General features: G+C 62.5%; 12 protein-coding genes. 5 read left to right on the forward strand and 7 right to left on the reverse strand.

The genetic code is table 11. The features are described from left to right. Positions 1-251 precede the first annotated feature (251 nt). Positions 252-1,832, forward strand: coding sequence for a methyl-accepting chemotaxis protein (locus tag JH15_RS09865; RefSeq protein ID WP_052384089.1), 1,581 nt, complete (start codon positions 252-254; stop codon positions 1,830-1,832). A 75-nt stretch (positions 1,833-1,907) separates the two neighbouring features. Here the strand turns inward: JH15_RS09865 and JH15_RS09870 are convergent, their stop codons facing one another. Next, positions 1,908-2,981, reverse strand: a complete 1,074-nt coding sequence (locus JH15_RS09870; protein ID WP_043529803.1) for a tartrate dehydrogenase — start codon at positions 2,979-2,981, stop codon at positions 1,908-1,910. Continuing rightward, entirely contained in the window at positions 2,978-3,877 is a 900-nt protein-coding gene (locus JH15_RS09875; protein WP_043529805.1) for an alpha/beta fold hydrolase, read from the reverse strand. Before JH15_RS09875 ends, JH15_RS09870 begins: the two co-directional genes overlap by 4 nt. Before the next feature lie 109 nt (positions 3,878-3,986). On the opposite strand from JH15_RS09875, the gene JH15_RS09880 reads away from it, so the two are divergent. Together JH15_RS09880 and JH15_RS09885 are read left to right on the forward strand one after the other, a co-directional pair. Then, positions 3,987-4,919, forward strand: a complete 933-nt coding sequence (locus JH15_RS09880; protein WP_043529807.1) for a LysR family transcriptional regulator — start codon at positions 3,987-3,989, stop codon at positions 4,917-4,919. Then, complete coding sequence (locus JH15_RS09885; protein ID WP_052384027.1) at positions 4,916-6,232, forward strand: glycosyltransferase; 1,317 nt, start codon at positions 4,916-4,918, stop codon at positions 6,230-6,232. The genes JH15_RS09880 and JH15_RS09885 overlap by 4 nt, the downstream gene beginning before the upstream one ends. Positions 6,233-6,237: 5 nt before the next feature. On the opposite strand, the gene JH15_RS09890 is transcribed toward JH15_RS09885, so the two are convergent. The 5 genes from JH15_RS09890 to JH15_RS09910 all read right to left on the reverse strand — a co-directional run bounded on the left by JH15_RS09890 (position 6,238) and on the right by JH15_RS09910 (position 11,263). Beyond that, on the reverse strand, positions 6,238-6,927 hold the full coding sequence (locus JH15_RS09890; protein WP_043529808.1) for a TVP38/TMEM64 family protein: 690 nt from the start codon (positions 6,925-6,927) through the stop codon (positions 6,238-6,240). Positions 6,928-7,019: 92 nt separating this feature from the next. Beyond that, the gene (locus JH15_RS09895; RefSeq protein WP_081948969.1) at positions 7,020-7,985 is read right to left on the reverse strand and encodes an ABC transporter substrate-binding protein; all 966 of its coding nucleotides are present in this window, start codon (positions 7,983-7,985) and stop codon (positions 7,020-7,022) included. Positions 7,986-8,080: 95 nt separating this feature from the next. After that, on the reverse strand, positions 8,081-8,653 hold the full coding sequence (locus JH15_RS09900; protein WP_052384028.1) for a TauD/TfdA family dioxygenase: 573 nt from the start codon (positions 8,651-8,653) through the stop codon (positions 8,081-8,083). Between the two features lie 157 nt (positions 8,654-8,810). Continuing rightward, on the reverse strand, positions 8,811-9,683 hold the full coding sequence (locus tag JH15_RS09905) for a M90 family metallopeptidase (protein WP_081948970.1): 873 nt from the start codon (positions 9,681-9,683) through the stop codon (positions 8,811-8,813). Between the two features lie 8 nt (positions 9,684-9,691). Further along, positions 9,692-11,263, reverse strand: a complete 1,572-nt coding sequence (locus JH15_RS09910) for a carbon-nitrogen hydrolase family protein (RefSeq protein ID WP_043529811.1) — start codon at positions 11,261-11,263, stop codon at positions 9,692-9,694. 244 nt (positions 11,264-11,507) lie between these two features. Between JH15_RS09910 and JH15_RS09915 the strand changes: the two genes are divergently transcribed. Together JH15_RS09915 and JH15_RS09920 are read left to right on the forward strand one after the other, a co-directional pair. After that, complete coding sequence (locus tag JH15_RS09915; RefSeq protein WP_081948971.1) at positions 11,508-12,677, forward strand: ABC transporter ATP-binding protein; 1,170 nt, start codon at positions 11,508-11,510, stop codon at positions 12,675-12,677. Further along, positions 12,674-13,966: an ABC transporter substrate-binding protein gene (locus JH15_RS09920; protein ID WP_231566416.1), complete on the forward strand. Its 1,293-nt coding sequence runs from the start codon at positions 12,674-12,676 to the stop codon at positions 13,964-13,966. The genes JH15_RS09915 and JH15_RS09920 overlap by 4 nt, the downstream gene beginning before the upstream one ends. The last annotated feature ends 106 nt before the right edge of the window (positions 13,967-14,072 follow it).

The following is a 14,072-nucleotide window of genomic DNA, read 5'->3' on the forward strand; positions in this document are numbered from 1 at the left end:
AAGCGAACCCGAAGGTGCCTCCAGGACAAAGGTAGAACCCAACCCATGAAAAGTCAGACATAGAGTCAAGGGCTCTCTTGGAGACTGCGTTCTTCACCGGCTATCAAGTAAGCGCTTACGCTGCCGATAGATTGGTGATTCAAGACTAACGTCGAATGACGGAGAGGGGAGCGATGGCAGGCAGCGCAGCAATACTGAGACAGGAGGTAGTGCCGACCGGACATTCACTGACTCGGGTCGTGCGAGAAAATATGACTTCCACCAGCGGTTCCGAATCATCGAGCTGGACGCTGAAGCAAAAGCTCTGGTTCACACTCGGACTGATGTGGCTCGTGATGATCGGCATCGTGGTCAGCATGGCCTGGCAGGGCCGGCAGGTCATGTACGAAGGGAGACAGCAAGCGCTGTTCAATACCGTCGGGATGGTCACTACCCTGCTGGGTGGCTACCAGGCGCGTGTCGAGACGGGTGAGCTTAGCCTCGAGCAAGCCCAGAGACTGGCTTTCGCCGACCTGGATGCCATGCGCTTCGGCGATGAGCGCGACAACTACGTCTTCGTTTTCGACGCGAATTCCACCCTCGTCTATCACCCCCGGCGCGATCCAGGTACCAGCATGCGGGATTACCTGGATCCCAATGGCGTGGCCGTTTATCGAGAGCTTGCCAAGCTGGCGGATCAAGGGGGGTATCTTCCTTATCATTCGCAGCGAAGTTCGGTGGATGATCCCACGCTGCAGGCCAAGCTGAGTTATGTCGAGCGCTTTGAGCCCTGGGGTTGGAACATGGCCGCCGGCGTCTATACCGACGACATTCAGGCCGCTTTTATTGGCAAGCTCTGGCAATACGCATTGGTTCTGCTGTGTGCCGGGGGGATCCTCACGGTGGCGTTCCTGCTGTTGATCCGCTCCGTCTATCGCAGCCTCGGCGGTGAGCCGTCTCAGGCGGCCAAGGTTGTCGAACGTATCGCCGATGGCGACCTGACCCAGGAAGTCGTTTTGCGTCCGGGCGATCAATCGAGCCTGCTGTATGGCATCGAGCGCATGCGCCGTGAGCTGGCCAGTACCATTGCGCGAATTCGTCAGTCGACCGAAGCGATCGATACCGATGCGAAAGACGTAGCCAGTGGCAGTGTGGATCTGGCCGCGCGTACCGAACAGCAATCGGCGTCACTGGTCGAGACTGCCGCAAGCATGGAAGAGCTGACCACCACCGTCAGTCAGAACGCCGAAAATGCCGACACCGCCAACCGTCTGGCTGCGCAAACCACCCAGTCCGTTGCCCAGGGGCAGGCGGTGATATCACAGGTCGTCACGACCATGGGCGGTATCCGCGAAAGCTCGGGGAAGATCGCCGATATCATCAGCTTGATCGATGGTATTGCCTTCCAGACCAACCTCCTTGCGCTTAACGCCTCCGTCGAAGCGGCAAGAGCCGGAGAGCAGGGCCGCGGGTTCGCCGTCGTTGCCAGCGAAGTGCGTAATCTGGCAGGTCGCTCGGCCCAGGCCGCCAACGATATCAAGGCACTGATCGAACGTTCGGTGAGTCAGGTCACGACCGGGGCGAAGCTGGTCGACGAAGCGGATACCGCCATGGCCACGATCCGGGACAGCGCTCAGCGCGTCAGTGACATCATGGGGGAAATCTCGGCCGCCTCGCACGAGCAGTCGGCGGGCATCGAGCAGATCAACCACGCGGTCACGCAGATGGACCAGGTAACCCAGCAGAACGCAGCACTGGTGCAGCAGACGGCATCTGCGGCGGGGTCACTGGAGGCCCAGTCCGGCTCGCTTTCTCAGGCGGTAGGGCGCTTCAAGGTCAGCGGTACGTTCTGATTCCCAGAGGCGTTCGACTGACTTGTCCAAGCATGACGGCCTGCCCGAAACGGCAGGCCGTCATTTTTTTGACGATCACTCGTTGATGGCGTCGGCTATGGCCTGGCCGAGGCGCTCGGTCGTGCCTTCGCCGCGAATGTCCGGCGTCAGCACGGCCGGGTCGGCCTGCTCAAGTACGGCCTCGATGGCGTCGACCATGGCCTTGCCGGCCTCGGGATAACCTAGGTGCTCGAGCATCATGGCGCCCGACCAGATCTGGCCGATGGGGTTGGCGATGCCACGTCCGGCGATGTCCGGGGCGCTGCCGTGGACCGGCTCGAACAGACTGGGGAAATGTCCCTCGGGATTGATGTTGGCTGAAGGCGCCACGCCGATGGTACCGGTACAGGCGGGACCGAGATCGGAGAGGATGTCGCCGAACAGGTTGCTGCCCACCACGACATCGAACCAATCGGGATGCATGACGAAGTTGGCGGTGAGAATGTCGATGTGAAACTTGTCGACCGACACCTCGGGATACTCAGTGGCCATGGCCTCCACGCGCTCGTCCCAGTAGGGCATGGTGATCGAGATGCCATTGGACTTGGTCGCCGAGGTGAGCTTCTTGCGGGGGCGAGTGGCGGCCAGGTCGAAGGCGTACTTGAGCACACGGTCGACCCCGGTACGGGTCATCACGGTTTCCTGGATGACGACTTCACGCTCGGTGCCTTCGAACATCTTGCCGCCGATGCTCGAATACTCGCCCTCGGTATTCTCGCGCACCACATAGAAGTCGATATCGCCAGGCTTGCGGTCGGCCAAGGGGCTGCGAATCCCCGGCATCAGCCGACACGGGCGCAGGTTGATGTACTGATCGAAGCGACGCCGGAACTGCAGCAGCGAGCCCCACAGGGAAATGTGATCGGGCACCTTGTCGGGCCAGCCCACCGCGCCATAGAACAGGGCATCGAAATCCTTGAGCTGATCGAACCAGTCGTCGGGCAACATCTTGCCGTGCTCGAGGTAGTAATCGCAGTTGCCGAATTCGAAGGTCGTAAACTCGAGTGCGATATCGAAGCGCTTGGCGGCGGCCTCCAGGGCGCGTAGCCCTTCGGGCATCACCTCGTTGCCGATGCCGTCGCCGGCGATGACGGCGATGCGATGAGTCATGGTGTGTCTCTCCTGGTGTCTTCGTTGAAAAATTCGCGGATATGCGCGTACAGCGCATCCGGCGCTTCCTCGGGGATATAGTGGCCGCAGGGCAGCGCCTTGCCATCGACCTGCTCGGCCACAGCACGCCACTCGGCTAGGGGGTCGAAACAGCGCTCGATGATGCCGTGGCGGCCCCACAGGATGCGAACGGGGCAGCGGATGGTGCGACCGGCTTCGCGATCGGCACGATCATGCTCGAGATCGATGCCATTGGCGGCACGGTAGTCCTCGCACAGGGCATGGGCAGCCCCCGGCTGGGCCAGGCAGCGTTGATATTCAGCGATGGCTTCCGGCGCGAAGGCGTCGAGGCGCGCATGGCGGCCTCCCATGGTGCGCGTGACATAGGCTTCGGGCGAGGCCTCGATCAAGGTCTCGGGCAGCGGCGCCGGCTGGATCAGGAAGAACCAGTGGAAGTAGGCCGTGGCGAAGGTGCGATCGGTCTTCTCGTACATGGCGAGCGTCGGTGCTATATCCAGCAGCATGAGCTTCTCGACGGCCTGGGGATGGTCCATCGTCAGGCGATGCCCGACGCGCCCACCGCGGTCGTGCCCGCACAGATAGAAGCGATCGAAGCCCAGCTCGGCCATCACGGCGACCTGATCCGCTGCCATGGCGCGCTTGCTGTAGTTGGCGTGATCCTCGTCACTCTTGGGTTTCGAGGAATCGCCGTAGCCACGCAGGTCGGTCGCCACGACGGTGTAATGCTGCGCCAGGCGTTCGGCGAGCTCATGCCAGATGACGTGGGTCTGGGGATGCCCGTGCAACAGCAGCAACGGGGGACCCTCGCCTTTGATCCTCCCCTGAATATGAACGGCGTTCACATCCAGCTCGAAGCTGCGATACCCCTCGAACATGGCTCTCTCCGAATCCGTGTGCGTCTTACGACAGTCTAGCGTCTGTCGAACGGTAGATATTCAGGCTAAAGTGAAAGTTATTGTTGCGTATAAGTTGAGAATAAACGGCATGGCAGAGATCGATGACCTGGCCTTCTTCCAGTGTCTTGCCCGGTGTGGGAGCCTGACAGCGACAGCACGCGAGCAGGGCGTATCGCTGTCTGCGGTGAGCAAGCGTCTCAAGCAGCTCGAGGCCAGGCTGGGCGTGGCGTTGGCCAGCCGAACCACGCGCCGGCTGACATTGACCGCCGAGGGAGAGCTTTATCTTTCCCGTGGTAGCTTGATCTTGGACGATCTCCACGAGCTGGAAGCGGCCCTCGGCGAGCGCCAGGCCCGGTTGACCGGCCGCCTGCGGATCAATGCCACCTTCGGCTTCGGTCGTCGCCACGTGGCGCCGTTGCTGTCGGCCTTTTGCTCCAGGCACCCCGAACTCGACGCCTGGCTCGAGTTGACCAATTTCCCGCTGAATCTCGCCGATCATGGCTTCGACGTGGGCATCCGTGTCGGCCTGCCTCCGGACTCGCGGCTGGTGGCGACACGTATCCTCGAGAACCGGCGCGTGCTGTGTGCGTCGCCGGCCTTTATTTCGGGCTGCGCGGAACTCCGGGCCCCAGGCGACCTGTCTACCCGGCAGTGCCTGATCTTGCGGGAAAACGATAGCGACTATGCGCTATGGCGCTTCGTCGATCAGGCGGGAGAGGAGCGTGCCGTCAAGGTGGGGGGTGGGCTGGCCAGCAACGATGGCGAAGTGATCACTCGTCTGGCACTGGACGGACACGGTATCATGTTGCGCTCGTGGTGGGACGTGCACGAACATCTTGCCAGCGGACGTCTGGTCGAGCTGTTGCCGAACTGGCGGGGGGTACGGGCCGATTTCTATGCGGTCTACGACCAGCGCCGCCATGTGCCGACGCGAATACGCACCTTCATTGCCTACCTTCAGGAACAGATGGCCGGGCGTGTGCCACAGGCACCACGAAAGACAAGGGAGTCTGCCGAGTGAATATTCTCATGTTCACCAATACCTACCGACCGATCGTAGGTGGGGTGAGCGAGTCAGTGCAGCGACACAAGAGTCGGCTGCAAGAGCAGGGCCACCGGGTCATGGTGGTGGCGCCCAAGATGGATGGCCAGCCGCCCCACGAATCCGATGTGGCGCGGGTGGCGGCCGTCCAGCATTTCAATGGCAGCGATTTTTCCCTGCCGGTACCGATTCCCGGACAGCTATCCGATGCCATCGAGGCCTTCGAGCCGGATGTCGTTCATTCACATCATCCCTTTCTGCTTGGCGATACGGCGGCACGCGCTGCCAATACCTATGGGCTGCCACTGATTTTCACCCATCACACCCTCTATGAGCATTACACCCATTACGTGCCAGGCGATTCCCCCCGCATGCAGCGCTTTGCCGTAGCGTTATCGACCGAGTACACGCGTCTTTGCGATGCAGTGATCGCCCCCAGCGAAAGCATCCGGGACCTGCTGGTGCGCCGTGGTGTGCGGCCCGAGGTCACGGTGGTTCCCAGTGGCGTGGATACCGGAAAATTCGCCCTGGGTGACGGCAAGCGCCTTCACCGTGCGCTGGGCATCCCCGACGATGCCTACGTGATCGGCCACGTGGGTCGACTCGCCCATGAAAAGAATCTGCCGTTTCTGGCCCGGGTCGCGGCCGAGACGCTGCGTCGCGAGCCGCTGGCTCATTTTCTGGTGGTGGGTGACGGCGACGCCCGACCCGCCATGGAACGCGCGGCGGAGCAGGCCGGGGTCGCCGAGCGATTCCACTTCACGGGGCGTCTGCAGGGCCAGGCACTGATCGATGCCTACCACGCCATGCATGTGTTCGCCTTTGCCTCGCACAGTGAAACCCAGGGCATGGTATTGGTGGAAGCCATGGCGGCAGGCTTGCCAGTAGTGGCCATCGAGGCGCCGGGCGTGCGTGAAGTGGTCAGCGATGGCGTCAATGGCCGACTTCTCGCGAATGATGACGAGCCAGGCATGGTCGATGCCTTGACCGAGCTTGCCGATCTCGAGCGCCAGCTCACGCTGCAGCAGGCGGCATGGCGTACCGCGCAGGAATTCGAGGAGAGTCTTTGCACCTCGAGATGTCTGGAGGTGTATCGCCGGGCGATTGCCGACGGGCCCTCACGCCAGGATGATGTGTCGGGCTGGGAGCGGGTGAGGGCTCGCCTGGAAGCGGAGTGGAGCCTGTTGCGCCACCGTGGGCGAGTCCTTCGTTCCATGCTGCAGGAGCCGCAGCAGGATGGCACTACCGGCTACCCCACCCTGGATGACGAAACCCGCTTGTCCCCCAAGTAGAACGCCTAGTTGCCTCGGCGTCGGCGCTGGCGGTACGCAGCGTAGCGCCGGAGGCCATAAAGCAAGGCAATACCCGCGACGATACCGCCGGCGCCCCAGATCAATTCCTGACGATCTTCCGCGGTCAGCAGCGTCGTGACCTGGCTACTGAGCAGGATGATACCCGCGAGACCGGGAACGATGCCGATCAGCGTCCCCAGCATGAAGTCCCGAAAGCGAATGCGAAACGCCCCGGCCATCATGTTGGTCAGGGTAAACGGTGCCAGCGGCAACAGGCTGATCAGCGTTATGGTACGGATGCCGCGTCCGGCGAAATAGCGAGACACGCCCAACAGACGAGGCCCGCCATGGCGCAGCAGGGCATCCCGTCCCAGCCGATGCCCGAGCCAGTACGTCAACACCGAAGCTGACAACGTGCCTGCCAGGGCATAGCCGAACCCCCACCAGGGGCCAAACAATAACCCCGTCAGGACCACCAGTACGCTCAAGGGAAACAGCACCAACGACGTACTGGTATAGACCCCGATCACGACCAGCAACGCCCAGGGGGTATCCCGCCAGGCCAGCGAGCCCTGTAACAGGGAATAGAGCACCTGGGCATTCAGCAGATCCTGCATCGCCAACCATCGCCACAGCAGGAGCAGGGCGGCGATCACCGCAATGGCCAGCAGGATGAGGAGGTGCTTTCGGGTCATGAAGGGCTGCCCTGCGCTGAAAAAGACTTACAGCATACGAATACCACGCCCAGAGGCAATGCCCCTGGACGTGGCGGGCAGTATAGGCGGAATTATAGCGAGAAGGTGTCCTGAATCACTTCCCAGGCCGACTCACCCTCGGCGGTGGTCACGCCCTCCAGCATGGCTTCCACCCGCTCGGCGTTGTCACGAATCCACTGCTCGGCGACTTCATCGGCGGGGCGTTCCTCCAGGCCATATTCGAGAATCATCCAGCTCTGCTCCTCGGCACTGAAGGTAAACTGCTCGAAAAAGGCCTTCAGGTTGGGGTGGGCCTCGGCGTAATCGCCGCGCATCACGGTCAATACTTCGCTCTCGCCATTGTTTTCACCGAACAGGTTCTTCGAGTCCGCGAGATACGCCATCGGCAGTTCGAGGTTCATCCAGTGCGGGGTCCAGCCGACCCAGACGATGGGCTCTTCCCGCGAGATGGCGTCACGCGCGGCGCTCAGCATGCCTACGGTGCTGGTGTCGACGATCTGCCAGTCACCCAGGCCCCAGGTGTCGTTGTCGATCGCCTCGTTGAGTAGCTCGCTGGCCGCCGAACCGGCGCCGAAGCCATGAATCTTGCCCTCGAACATGTCGCGGTTCTCGTCGAGATCGGCAAAGCTCTGGATGCCGGCCGCGTAGGTATACTCGGGCACGGCGAGGGTCATCTGGGCGCCATCGACATTGTTGGCCACGCTGATAATCGCGCCACTCTCTTCACGCGGTCCGTACATGGCTTCCTGCGCCGGCATCCAGCCGCCCAGGAACACGTCCAGATCGCCGGTCTCCAGGCCCTGGTAGATCACTTGCAGGCCGAGTTCCTGGCTTGTGGTGTCATACCCGAGCGGGGCCAGCAACTGTTCGGCAATCTCGGTCTTCACGGTGATACCCGGCCAGGCGGGCACGCCGATGTGCAGCGTGTCATCGTCGGCCTGGGCCGAGGCTACCATGCCAAGCGTCAAGGGCAGCGCCAGTGCCATGGCGGCAGGCAGGCGCGCCTGCGTGGCGCGAACGTTCAGGGGGAAGGTCATGCATAGTCTCCTTGTCTAGGATGTCACCGAGGTTGTTATGATTCTGAGGCGGTGGATGATGAGCGTGGCATGCGTACGTCTCTTCGGGCGTCTCTTCAGACGTTTCGGGCCAGGACCCGCAACCGCGATTCGAGCATGTCGCGATCAAGATAGGTGCCTTGCAGGTGACGGCGGCCGGTATTGGGATCGAAAGCGCGGCGGCCGTGCAAGACACGACGGTTGTCGAAGGTGATCATCTGGCCGGGCTCGAGCGAGAATTCAATCAAGTGACGTGGATCGTGAAGCAAGCGCCAGAAACGACGATAGGCTTCATACCAGGCATCCATCATATGCTCGGGTAAGCGTAGCGTATCGCGGATCCAATTGTTGAAGCGAACCTCGACCACGTGGTCGTGGGCATCGCACTCGATCACAGGGGCCCGGACGGCGATGTCCTGGGTCTCATCCTGGAAACGGAAATCCACAGGGGTTTCGCTCAGGACCTGGAAGGCCTCGGGCGCCTCGATGGTCCCGAAGGGGACGATATCGAAATGCGTTACGGGCGGGGGGATTGGTCGGGCACTGAAGTGGCCTCGCTTGGCGAGGAGTCCCTGCTGCCTGCATGTGCGCCGAGGCTGGCCGACAAGCTGAAGACACCGGCTGACCTTGCCGGCTGCACCCTGTTGCATGCGGTAGGCTTCGCGGTGGGATGGCCAACCTGGCTGAAGCAGGCCGGCGTGGCGGGCCTCGAACGGGAGTGTACGGCCCTGACCTGGTCGCGCCGTTCTCTCTGGCAGTCCCCAGCGATGAGTGTTTCTGGCTGGTGCGCTCGGCCCGGGGGCAACGTCAGGAGGAGGCGTCGCTGTTATGGGACTGGCTGGTGGCGGGGCGGGACACCGACGACGCCTGAGCCTGGCTGCCAGCCTGCAGACGGGCCAGGGGATCCTGGCGGAAGTACTGGCCCAGCAGGGCATAGAGCTCGGGGTAGGCCTCGGCGAGTATGTCCGGGGCGGCGAAGAAATACTCGCAACACACCGCGTAACACTCCCCGGGGTGACTGGCGGCGTAATCATCGATGGGGGGCTCGCTGCCGCGTGCAAGCTGCGCCTGCAGGTCGTCCCAGGCCGCAGTGAATATGCGATGCCATTCGCGCGGATCGATGTCTCGCGGCAGGGGGGGAAAGCCGTCGATGTCGCTGGCGTTACCCATGTCGAGCTTATGTGCCAGTTCATGGATGAGCACATTGAAGCCGGTCCAGTCGCCGCTTGCCATGAGATCGGCGAAGGAGACCACCACCGGCCCCTGATAGGAGGTTTCCCCGGCGCGCTCGTCCTCGTATTCGTGCATGACCCCGAACTCATCCATCTCCTCGACCCGCCGGCTGAACGCATCGGGCAGCACCAGGATTTCATGCACATTGGCGAATGCCTCTGCGTGCTCATGCTCTTGCCAGTTCATTGTCAGAAGACAGGCCTGTCCCGCCAGTACCAGGCGTGCCGGCAGGTCGAATCGGGTGGTCTCGGCAAGCGTCGGATGCAAGGTGAGGCGCTTGGCATGGGCGAAACGCCAGGCGCGATGGCCCAGCCGGGTGGCTTCGTCGTCATCGATCAGCGAGGCGAGCAGAGGCACCCGCGCTCGCGCCTCGTCCCAGGCGTCCTGTGGGAAGGGATGGCGGGCCTCGAACAGCTCGGCTCGCCACCGTCGCCATTTATCGAACATCGAGTGCCTCAGTGTTCATCCTGCCGGCCTCCGGACTTCCACGACCAATCGCGCCAGCGCAGGTCGAACAAATCCTTGCGCCGATCCTTGAGGTTGGTCACCGAGCCTTCGCTGCGCACCACGGTGAGGCGCGTCAGGTCGAGATCGGAGAACATGATCATCTCGGTGTTGGGCGTGGTTTCGGCGAGTACCGCATCGTGCGGGAAGGCGAAGTCCGACGGTGAGAATACCGATGACTGGGCATACTGGATATCGAGGTTCTTGATCGACGGCACGTTGCCCACGCTGCCACACAGCACCACGTAGCATTCGTTCTCGATGGCACGCGCCTGGGCGCAATGGCGTACGCGCAGATAGCCGTTCTTGGTATCGGTCCAGAAGGGTACGAACAGAATGTCCATGTCCTGGTCGGCGAGCAGCCGCGACAGCTCGGGGAATTCCACGTCATAGCAGATCATGATACCGACCCGGCCTGCGTCGGTATCGAATACGCGCAACTCGTCACCGCCCTCGATCACCCAGTCGCGGCGCTCCTGGGGGGTGATATGCAACTTGGACTGCGACTCCATGCTGCCGTCGCGGTGGCAGAGGTACGAGACGTTGTAGAGCTTGCCGTCCTCGCGCTCCTCGATCATCGAGCCGGCCACGATGTTGATGTTGTACGAGACCGCCATGCGTGACAGCTCCGACTTGAACTGCTCGGTGAAGCCGGACAGGAAGCGGATGGCGGCAAGCTGATCGAGCTGGGCGGCACGATCCTGCAACCCCATCAACGGCGCATTGAACAGTTCCGGGAAGACGGCGAAGTCGCTTTGGTAGCCCGAGAGCGCATCGACGAAGTACTCGATCTGTTCCAGCACGGCTTCTACCGAGGCAAGCTCGCGCATCTGCCACTGTACGGCGGCGACCCGCACCTGGGTGCGTCGCGTTTCCAGTACCCGCTCGGCGGGCTCGAAGAGTATGTTATTCCACTCGAGCAGTGTGGCGAAGCCCTGGGACTTCTCATCCTCGGGCAGGTACTTGCGCAGCAGGCGCTTGACCAGGAAGTCGTTGGCCAACTGAAACGACAGGATCGGATCGTGCAGCTCCTTGCGCGAGACCTTCTCGATGTACTCGGTAGGCGAGAGCTCGTCGGCATGCTGGTGATAGTTGGGGATGCGTCCCCCCGCGAGGATCGCGCGCAGATTCATCGAGCGACACAGTTCCTTGCGCGCTTCATAGAGACGGCGGCCCAGCCGGTAGCCGCGATAGGCCGGGTCGATCAGCACGTCGAGCCCGTACATGGCGTCGCCTTCGGGATCGTTGAGGATCGTCTCGCGCTTGCCGATCAGGTCGTCGTACTTGTGCGGATTGGAAAACTCGTCGTAATCGACCAAGGCGGTCAAGGCCACGCCGACAATAGTCTCGTCATCCTCGATCAGGATCTGGCCATCGGGAAACTCTGAGATCAGCTTGTCGATGGTGAGCTTCGGCCAGGCGCCACCAATGTCGTGATAGACCCGGTCCATCAGGGTCTTGAGCTGCGGATAGTCATCCGGTGTCAGGTTGCGCAGATTGAGATGCAAGTCGTCGAGGGACATGTATGGCGTGTTCCTGAACAAAAATTGATCACCCATTCTAGCACGACGCTGGACGGCCGCTCGGTGACGACGTGTCACGTCACATGCCTGACACATATCCATCATGTAACCGTAACGTGGGTTGCCGACCATAAACATAATGAAAAACCGGCCGCAGGGGCTACGCTTGGAAACAACAGGGATGACAGGCCTGCCGAGAGCGATAGTCGGCTCACTGTCTGGCGGTTACACGCCTGGGAACGTCATGTCCGATAACAACAAGCGCATTCGTCTGGAAAACGTCAGCAAGCAGTGGGGAGACACCCCTGCCGTCGATGGCATCAGCTTCGATGTCACGCCGGGCCAGTTCGTGATCCTGCTTGGCCCGTCAGGCTGTGGCAAGTCGACCACGCTGCGCATGATCGCCGGCCTCGAGCAGGCCTCGAGCGGGCGCATCCATATTGGCGACCGCGACGTTACCTCCCTGCCTCCTGGTGATCGCGGGTTGAGCATGGTGTTCCAGAACTATGCGCTGTTCCCCCATCTCAACGTGGCCGAGAACATCGTTTTCGGCCTGCGTAGCCGCAGGGTGGCGGGTGCCGAGCGCCGCGAGCGACTCGCCCGCGCTGCCAAGCTGGTGGACCTCGAAGCCTACCTGGATCGCAAGCCGGCGCAGCTCTCGGGCGGGCAGCGTCAGCGCGTGGCATTGGCCCGCGCGATCATCGCCGAACACCCGATCTGCCTGATGGATGAGCCGCTATCCAACCTTGATGCGCGCCTGCGTGGCGAGATGCGCCGCGAGATCAAGGCCTTGCAGCGCCGGTTGGGCATGACCGTGATCTATGTCACCCACGACCAGGTCGAGGCCATGAGCATGGGTGACCGGGTCATCCTGATGCAGGGTGGACGCATCGTCCAGGACGATACACCAAGCGAACTCTACCGGCGTCCGGCCACCGCCTTTGCCGCCAGTTTCATCGGCAGTCCGGCGATGAATCTGTTACCGCTGGCTGCGGCCTCGGACGGAGCGGTGATCGAAGGCGAACCGCGCTGCGCCGTGGCGAGCCATGAGGCAGTAGGCAGCCAGATTGGGGTGCGCCCGGAGGACATACGTATTGCTGCCTGGGATGCCCCGGGGGTGCCGGCCGAATGGCAGGACACCGAATACCTCGGCGCAGACAGCATCGTGCGTCTCAAGGTCGGCGAGCATGAGCTGCGCGCGCGGCTCGATGGACCGGCCCCCGAGCATCCGCCGGGCCGATGCCGCCTGCAATGGTCGGCCGAGGCGGCTCACTTCTTCGACGCGGATGGCGGGCAACGGCTCGCCCTACGCGGCCACGACGTTTCCGCGACCGTGAGTCGCGTCTACCGGGAAAGCGAGGCGCAGACCTCGCCCCCTCAAACTGGGACCCAGCGTCCAGGAGTGAACCGATGAACCCGCGTATTTCCAAGTTGAGCATGCTTGGCGGCCTGGCCCTCGGTGGCTTGATCTCGGCCGGGCTGAGCCAGGCGCAGGAGACGACCTCGCTGACCATGTATTACCCGGTCGCCGTCGGCGGCGCCCTGACCGAGGTGGTCGATGGCCTGGTGGCCGATTTCGAAGAAGCGCATCCCGATATCGACGTCGAAGCCATCTACGCCGGCAACTACGACGATACCCGCGTGCGAGCGATGTCGGCGATCGAGGCGGGCGACACGCCTCAGCTATCCGTGCTGTTTTCCATCGATATCTATGAACTGCTCGAGCAGGACGCCATCGTGGCCTTCGACGATATCGTCGAGAGCGGCGAAGAGCGGGAGTGGCTGGACAGCTTCTATCCCGGCCTGATGGAAAACGGACGGGTCGACGGCAAGACCTACGGCATCCCGTTCCAGCGCTCGACCATCGTCTTCTACTGGAACAAGGAAGCGTTCGAGGCCGCCGGGCTCGACCCCGAACAGCCCCCCGAGACCTGGGAAGAGATGGTCGAGATGGGCGCCGCGATTCGCGAGGCCAGCGGTGGCGATCAGTGGGGCGTGATGGTGCCCTCGACCGGTTATCCCTACTGGATGTTCCAGGCCTTCGCCTTCCAGAACGGCCACAAGCTGATGAGCGATGACGGCACCGAGGTCTATTTCGATGACCCCGCGGCGATCGAAGCGCTGGAGTACTGGGTATCCCTCGCCGACGAACACGACGCCATGCCCGACGGCACCGTCGAATGGGGCACGCTGCGCCAGAACTTCATCGAGCAGTCCACCGCTATGATGTGGCACAGCACCGGCAACCTTACCGCGGTGAAGAACGAGGCCGGCTTCGATTTCGGCGTGGCCATGCTGCCGAAGAAGACCCAGCGCGGGAGCCCGACCGGGGGCGGTAATTTCTACATCTTCAAGGACACCAGCGAGCAGGAGCAGCGTGCGGCGATGACCTTCATTCGCTGGATGACGGCGCCTGAGCGTGCAGCGGCGTGGTCGATGGAGACCGGCTACATGGGCGTGAGCCCCGCGGCCTACGAGACCGAGGCGCTGCAGCAGTATATCGAGTCATTCCCCCCGGCTGCGGTGGCCCGCGATCAGCTCGAACACAGCACGGCCGAACTGGCGACGTATCAGGGTGGTCGTGTACGTCGGGCACTGGATAACGCCGTACAAGCGGCGCTGACCGGTCAGATGTCAGCGGAAGAGGCGCTCAAGCAGGCGCAGGCGGAGGCCGAGGCAGCCTTGCGTCGGTACGCCCGCTGAGGGAACGCTTAACAAATGTCTGCGCGAGCGAATCGCTTCATCTCGCTATGGATGAGCGCTAAGCAGGTGCAAGAAGGGCGTCGGGGGTAAGGGCGGAGAGGAGTCA

It is taken from the genome of Litchfieldella xinjiangensis, assembly GCF_000759345.1.
Classification (GTDB): Bacteria; Pseudomonadota; Gammaproteobacteria; order Pseudomonadales; family Halomonadaceae; genus Litchfieldella_A; species Litchfieldella_A xinjiangensis.

What these genes read in the sequence shown, in the direction of transcription:
- JH15_RS09865 (WP_052384089.1), top strand. Translation starts at nt 252, where the DNA reads ATGACTTCCACCAGCGGTTCCGAATCATCGAGCTGGACGCTGAAGCAA.
- JH15_RS09870 (WP_043529803.1), bottom strand. Translation starts at nt 2,981, where the DNA reads ATGACTCATCGCATCGCCGTCATCGCCGGCGACGGCATCGGCAACGAG.
- JH15_RS09875 (WP_043529805.1), bottom strand. Translation starts at nt 3,877, where the DNA reads ATGTTCGAGGGGTATCGCAGCTTCGAGCTGGATGTGAACGCCGTTCAT.
- JH15_RS09880 (WP_043529807.1), top strand. Translation starts at nt 3,987, where the DNA reads ATGGCAGAGATCGATGACCTGGCCTTCTTCCAGTGTCTTGCCCGGTGT.
- JH15_RS09890 (WP_043529808.1), bottom strand. Translation starts at nt 6,927, where the DNA reads ATGACCCGAAAGCACCTCCTCATCCTGCTGGCCATTGCGGTGATCGCC.
- JH15_RS09895 (WP_081948969.1), bottom strand. Translation starts at nt 7,985, where the DNA reads ATGACCTTCCCCCTGAACGTTCGCGCCACGCAGGCGCGCCTGCCTGCC.
- JH15_RS09900 (WP_052384028.1), bottom strand. Translation starts at nt 8,653, where the DNA reads ATGCAACAGGGTGCAGCCGGCAAGGTCAGCCGGTGTCTTCAGCTTGTC.
- JH15_RS09905 (WP_081948970.1), bottom strand. Translation starts at nt 9,683, where the DNA reads ATGTTCGATAAATGGCGACGGTGGCGAGCCGAGCTGTTCGAGGCCCGC.
- JH15_RS09910 (WP_043529811.1), bottom strand. Translation starts at nt 11,263, where the DNA reads ATGTCCCTCGACGACTTGCATCTCAATCTGCGCAACCTGACACCGGAT.
- JH15_RS09915 (WP_081948971.1), top strand. Translation starts at nt 11,508, where the DNA reads ATGTCCGATAACAACAAGCGCATTCGTCTGGAAAACGTCAGCAAGCAG.
- JH15_RS09920 (WP_231566416.1), top strand. Translation starts at nt 12,674, where the DNA reads ATGAACCCGCGTATTTCCAAGTTGAGCATGCTTGGCGGCCTGGCCCTC.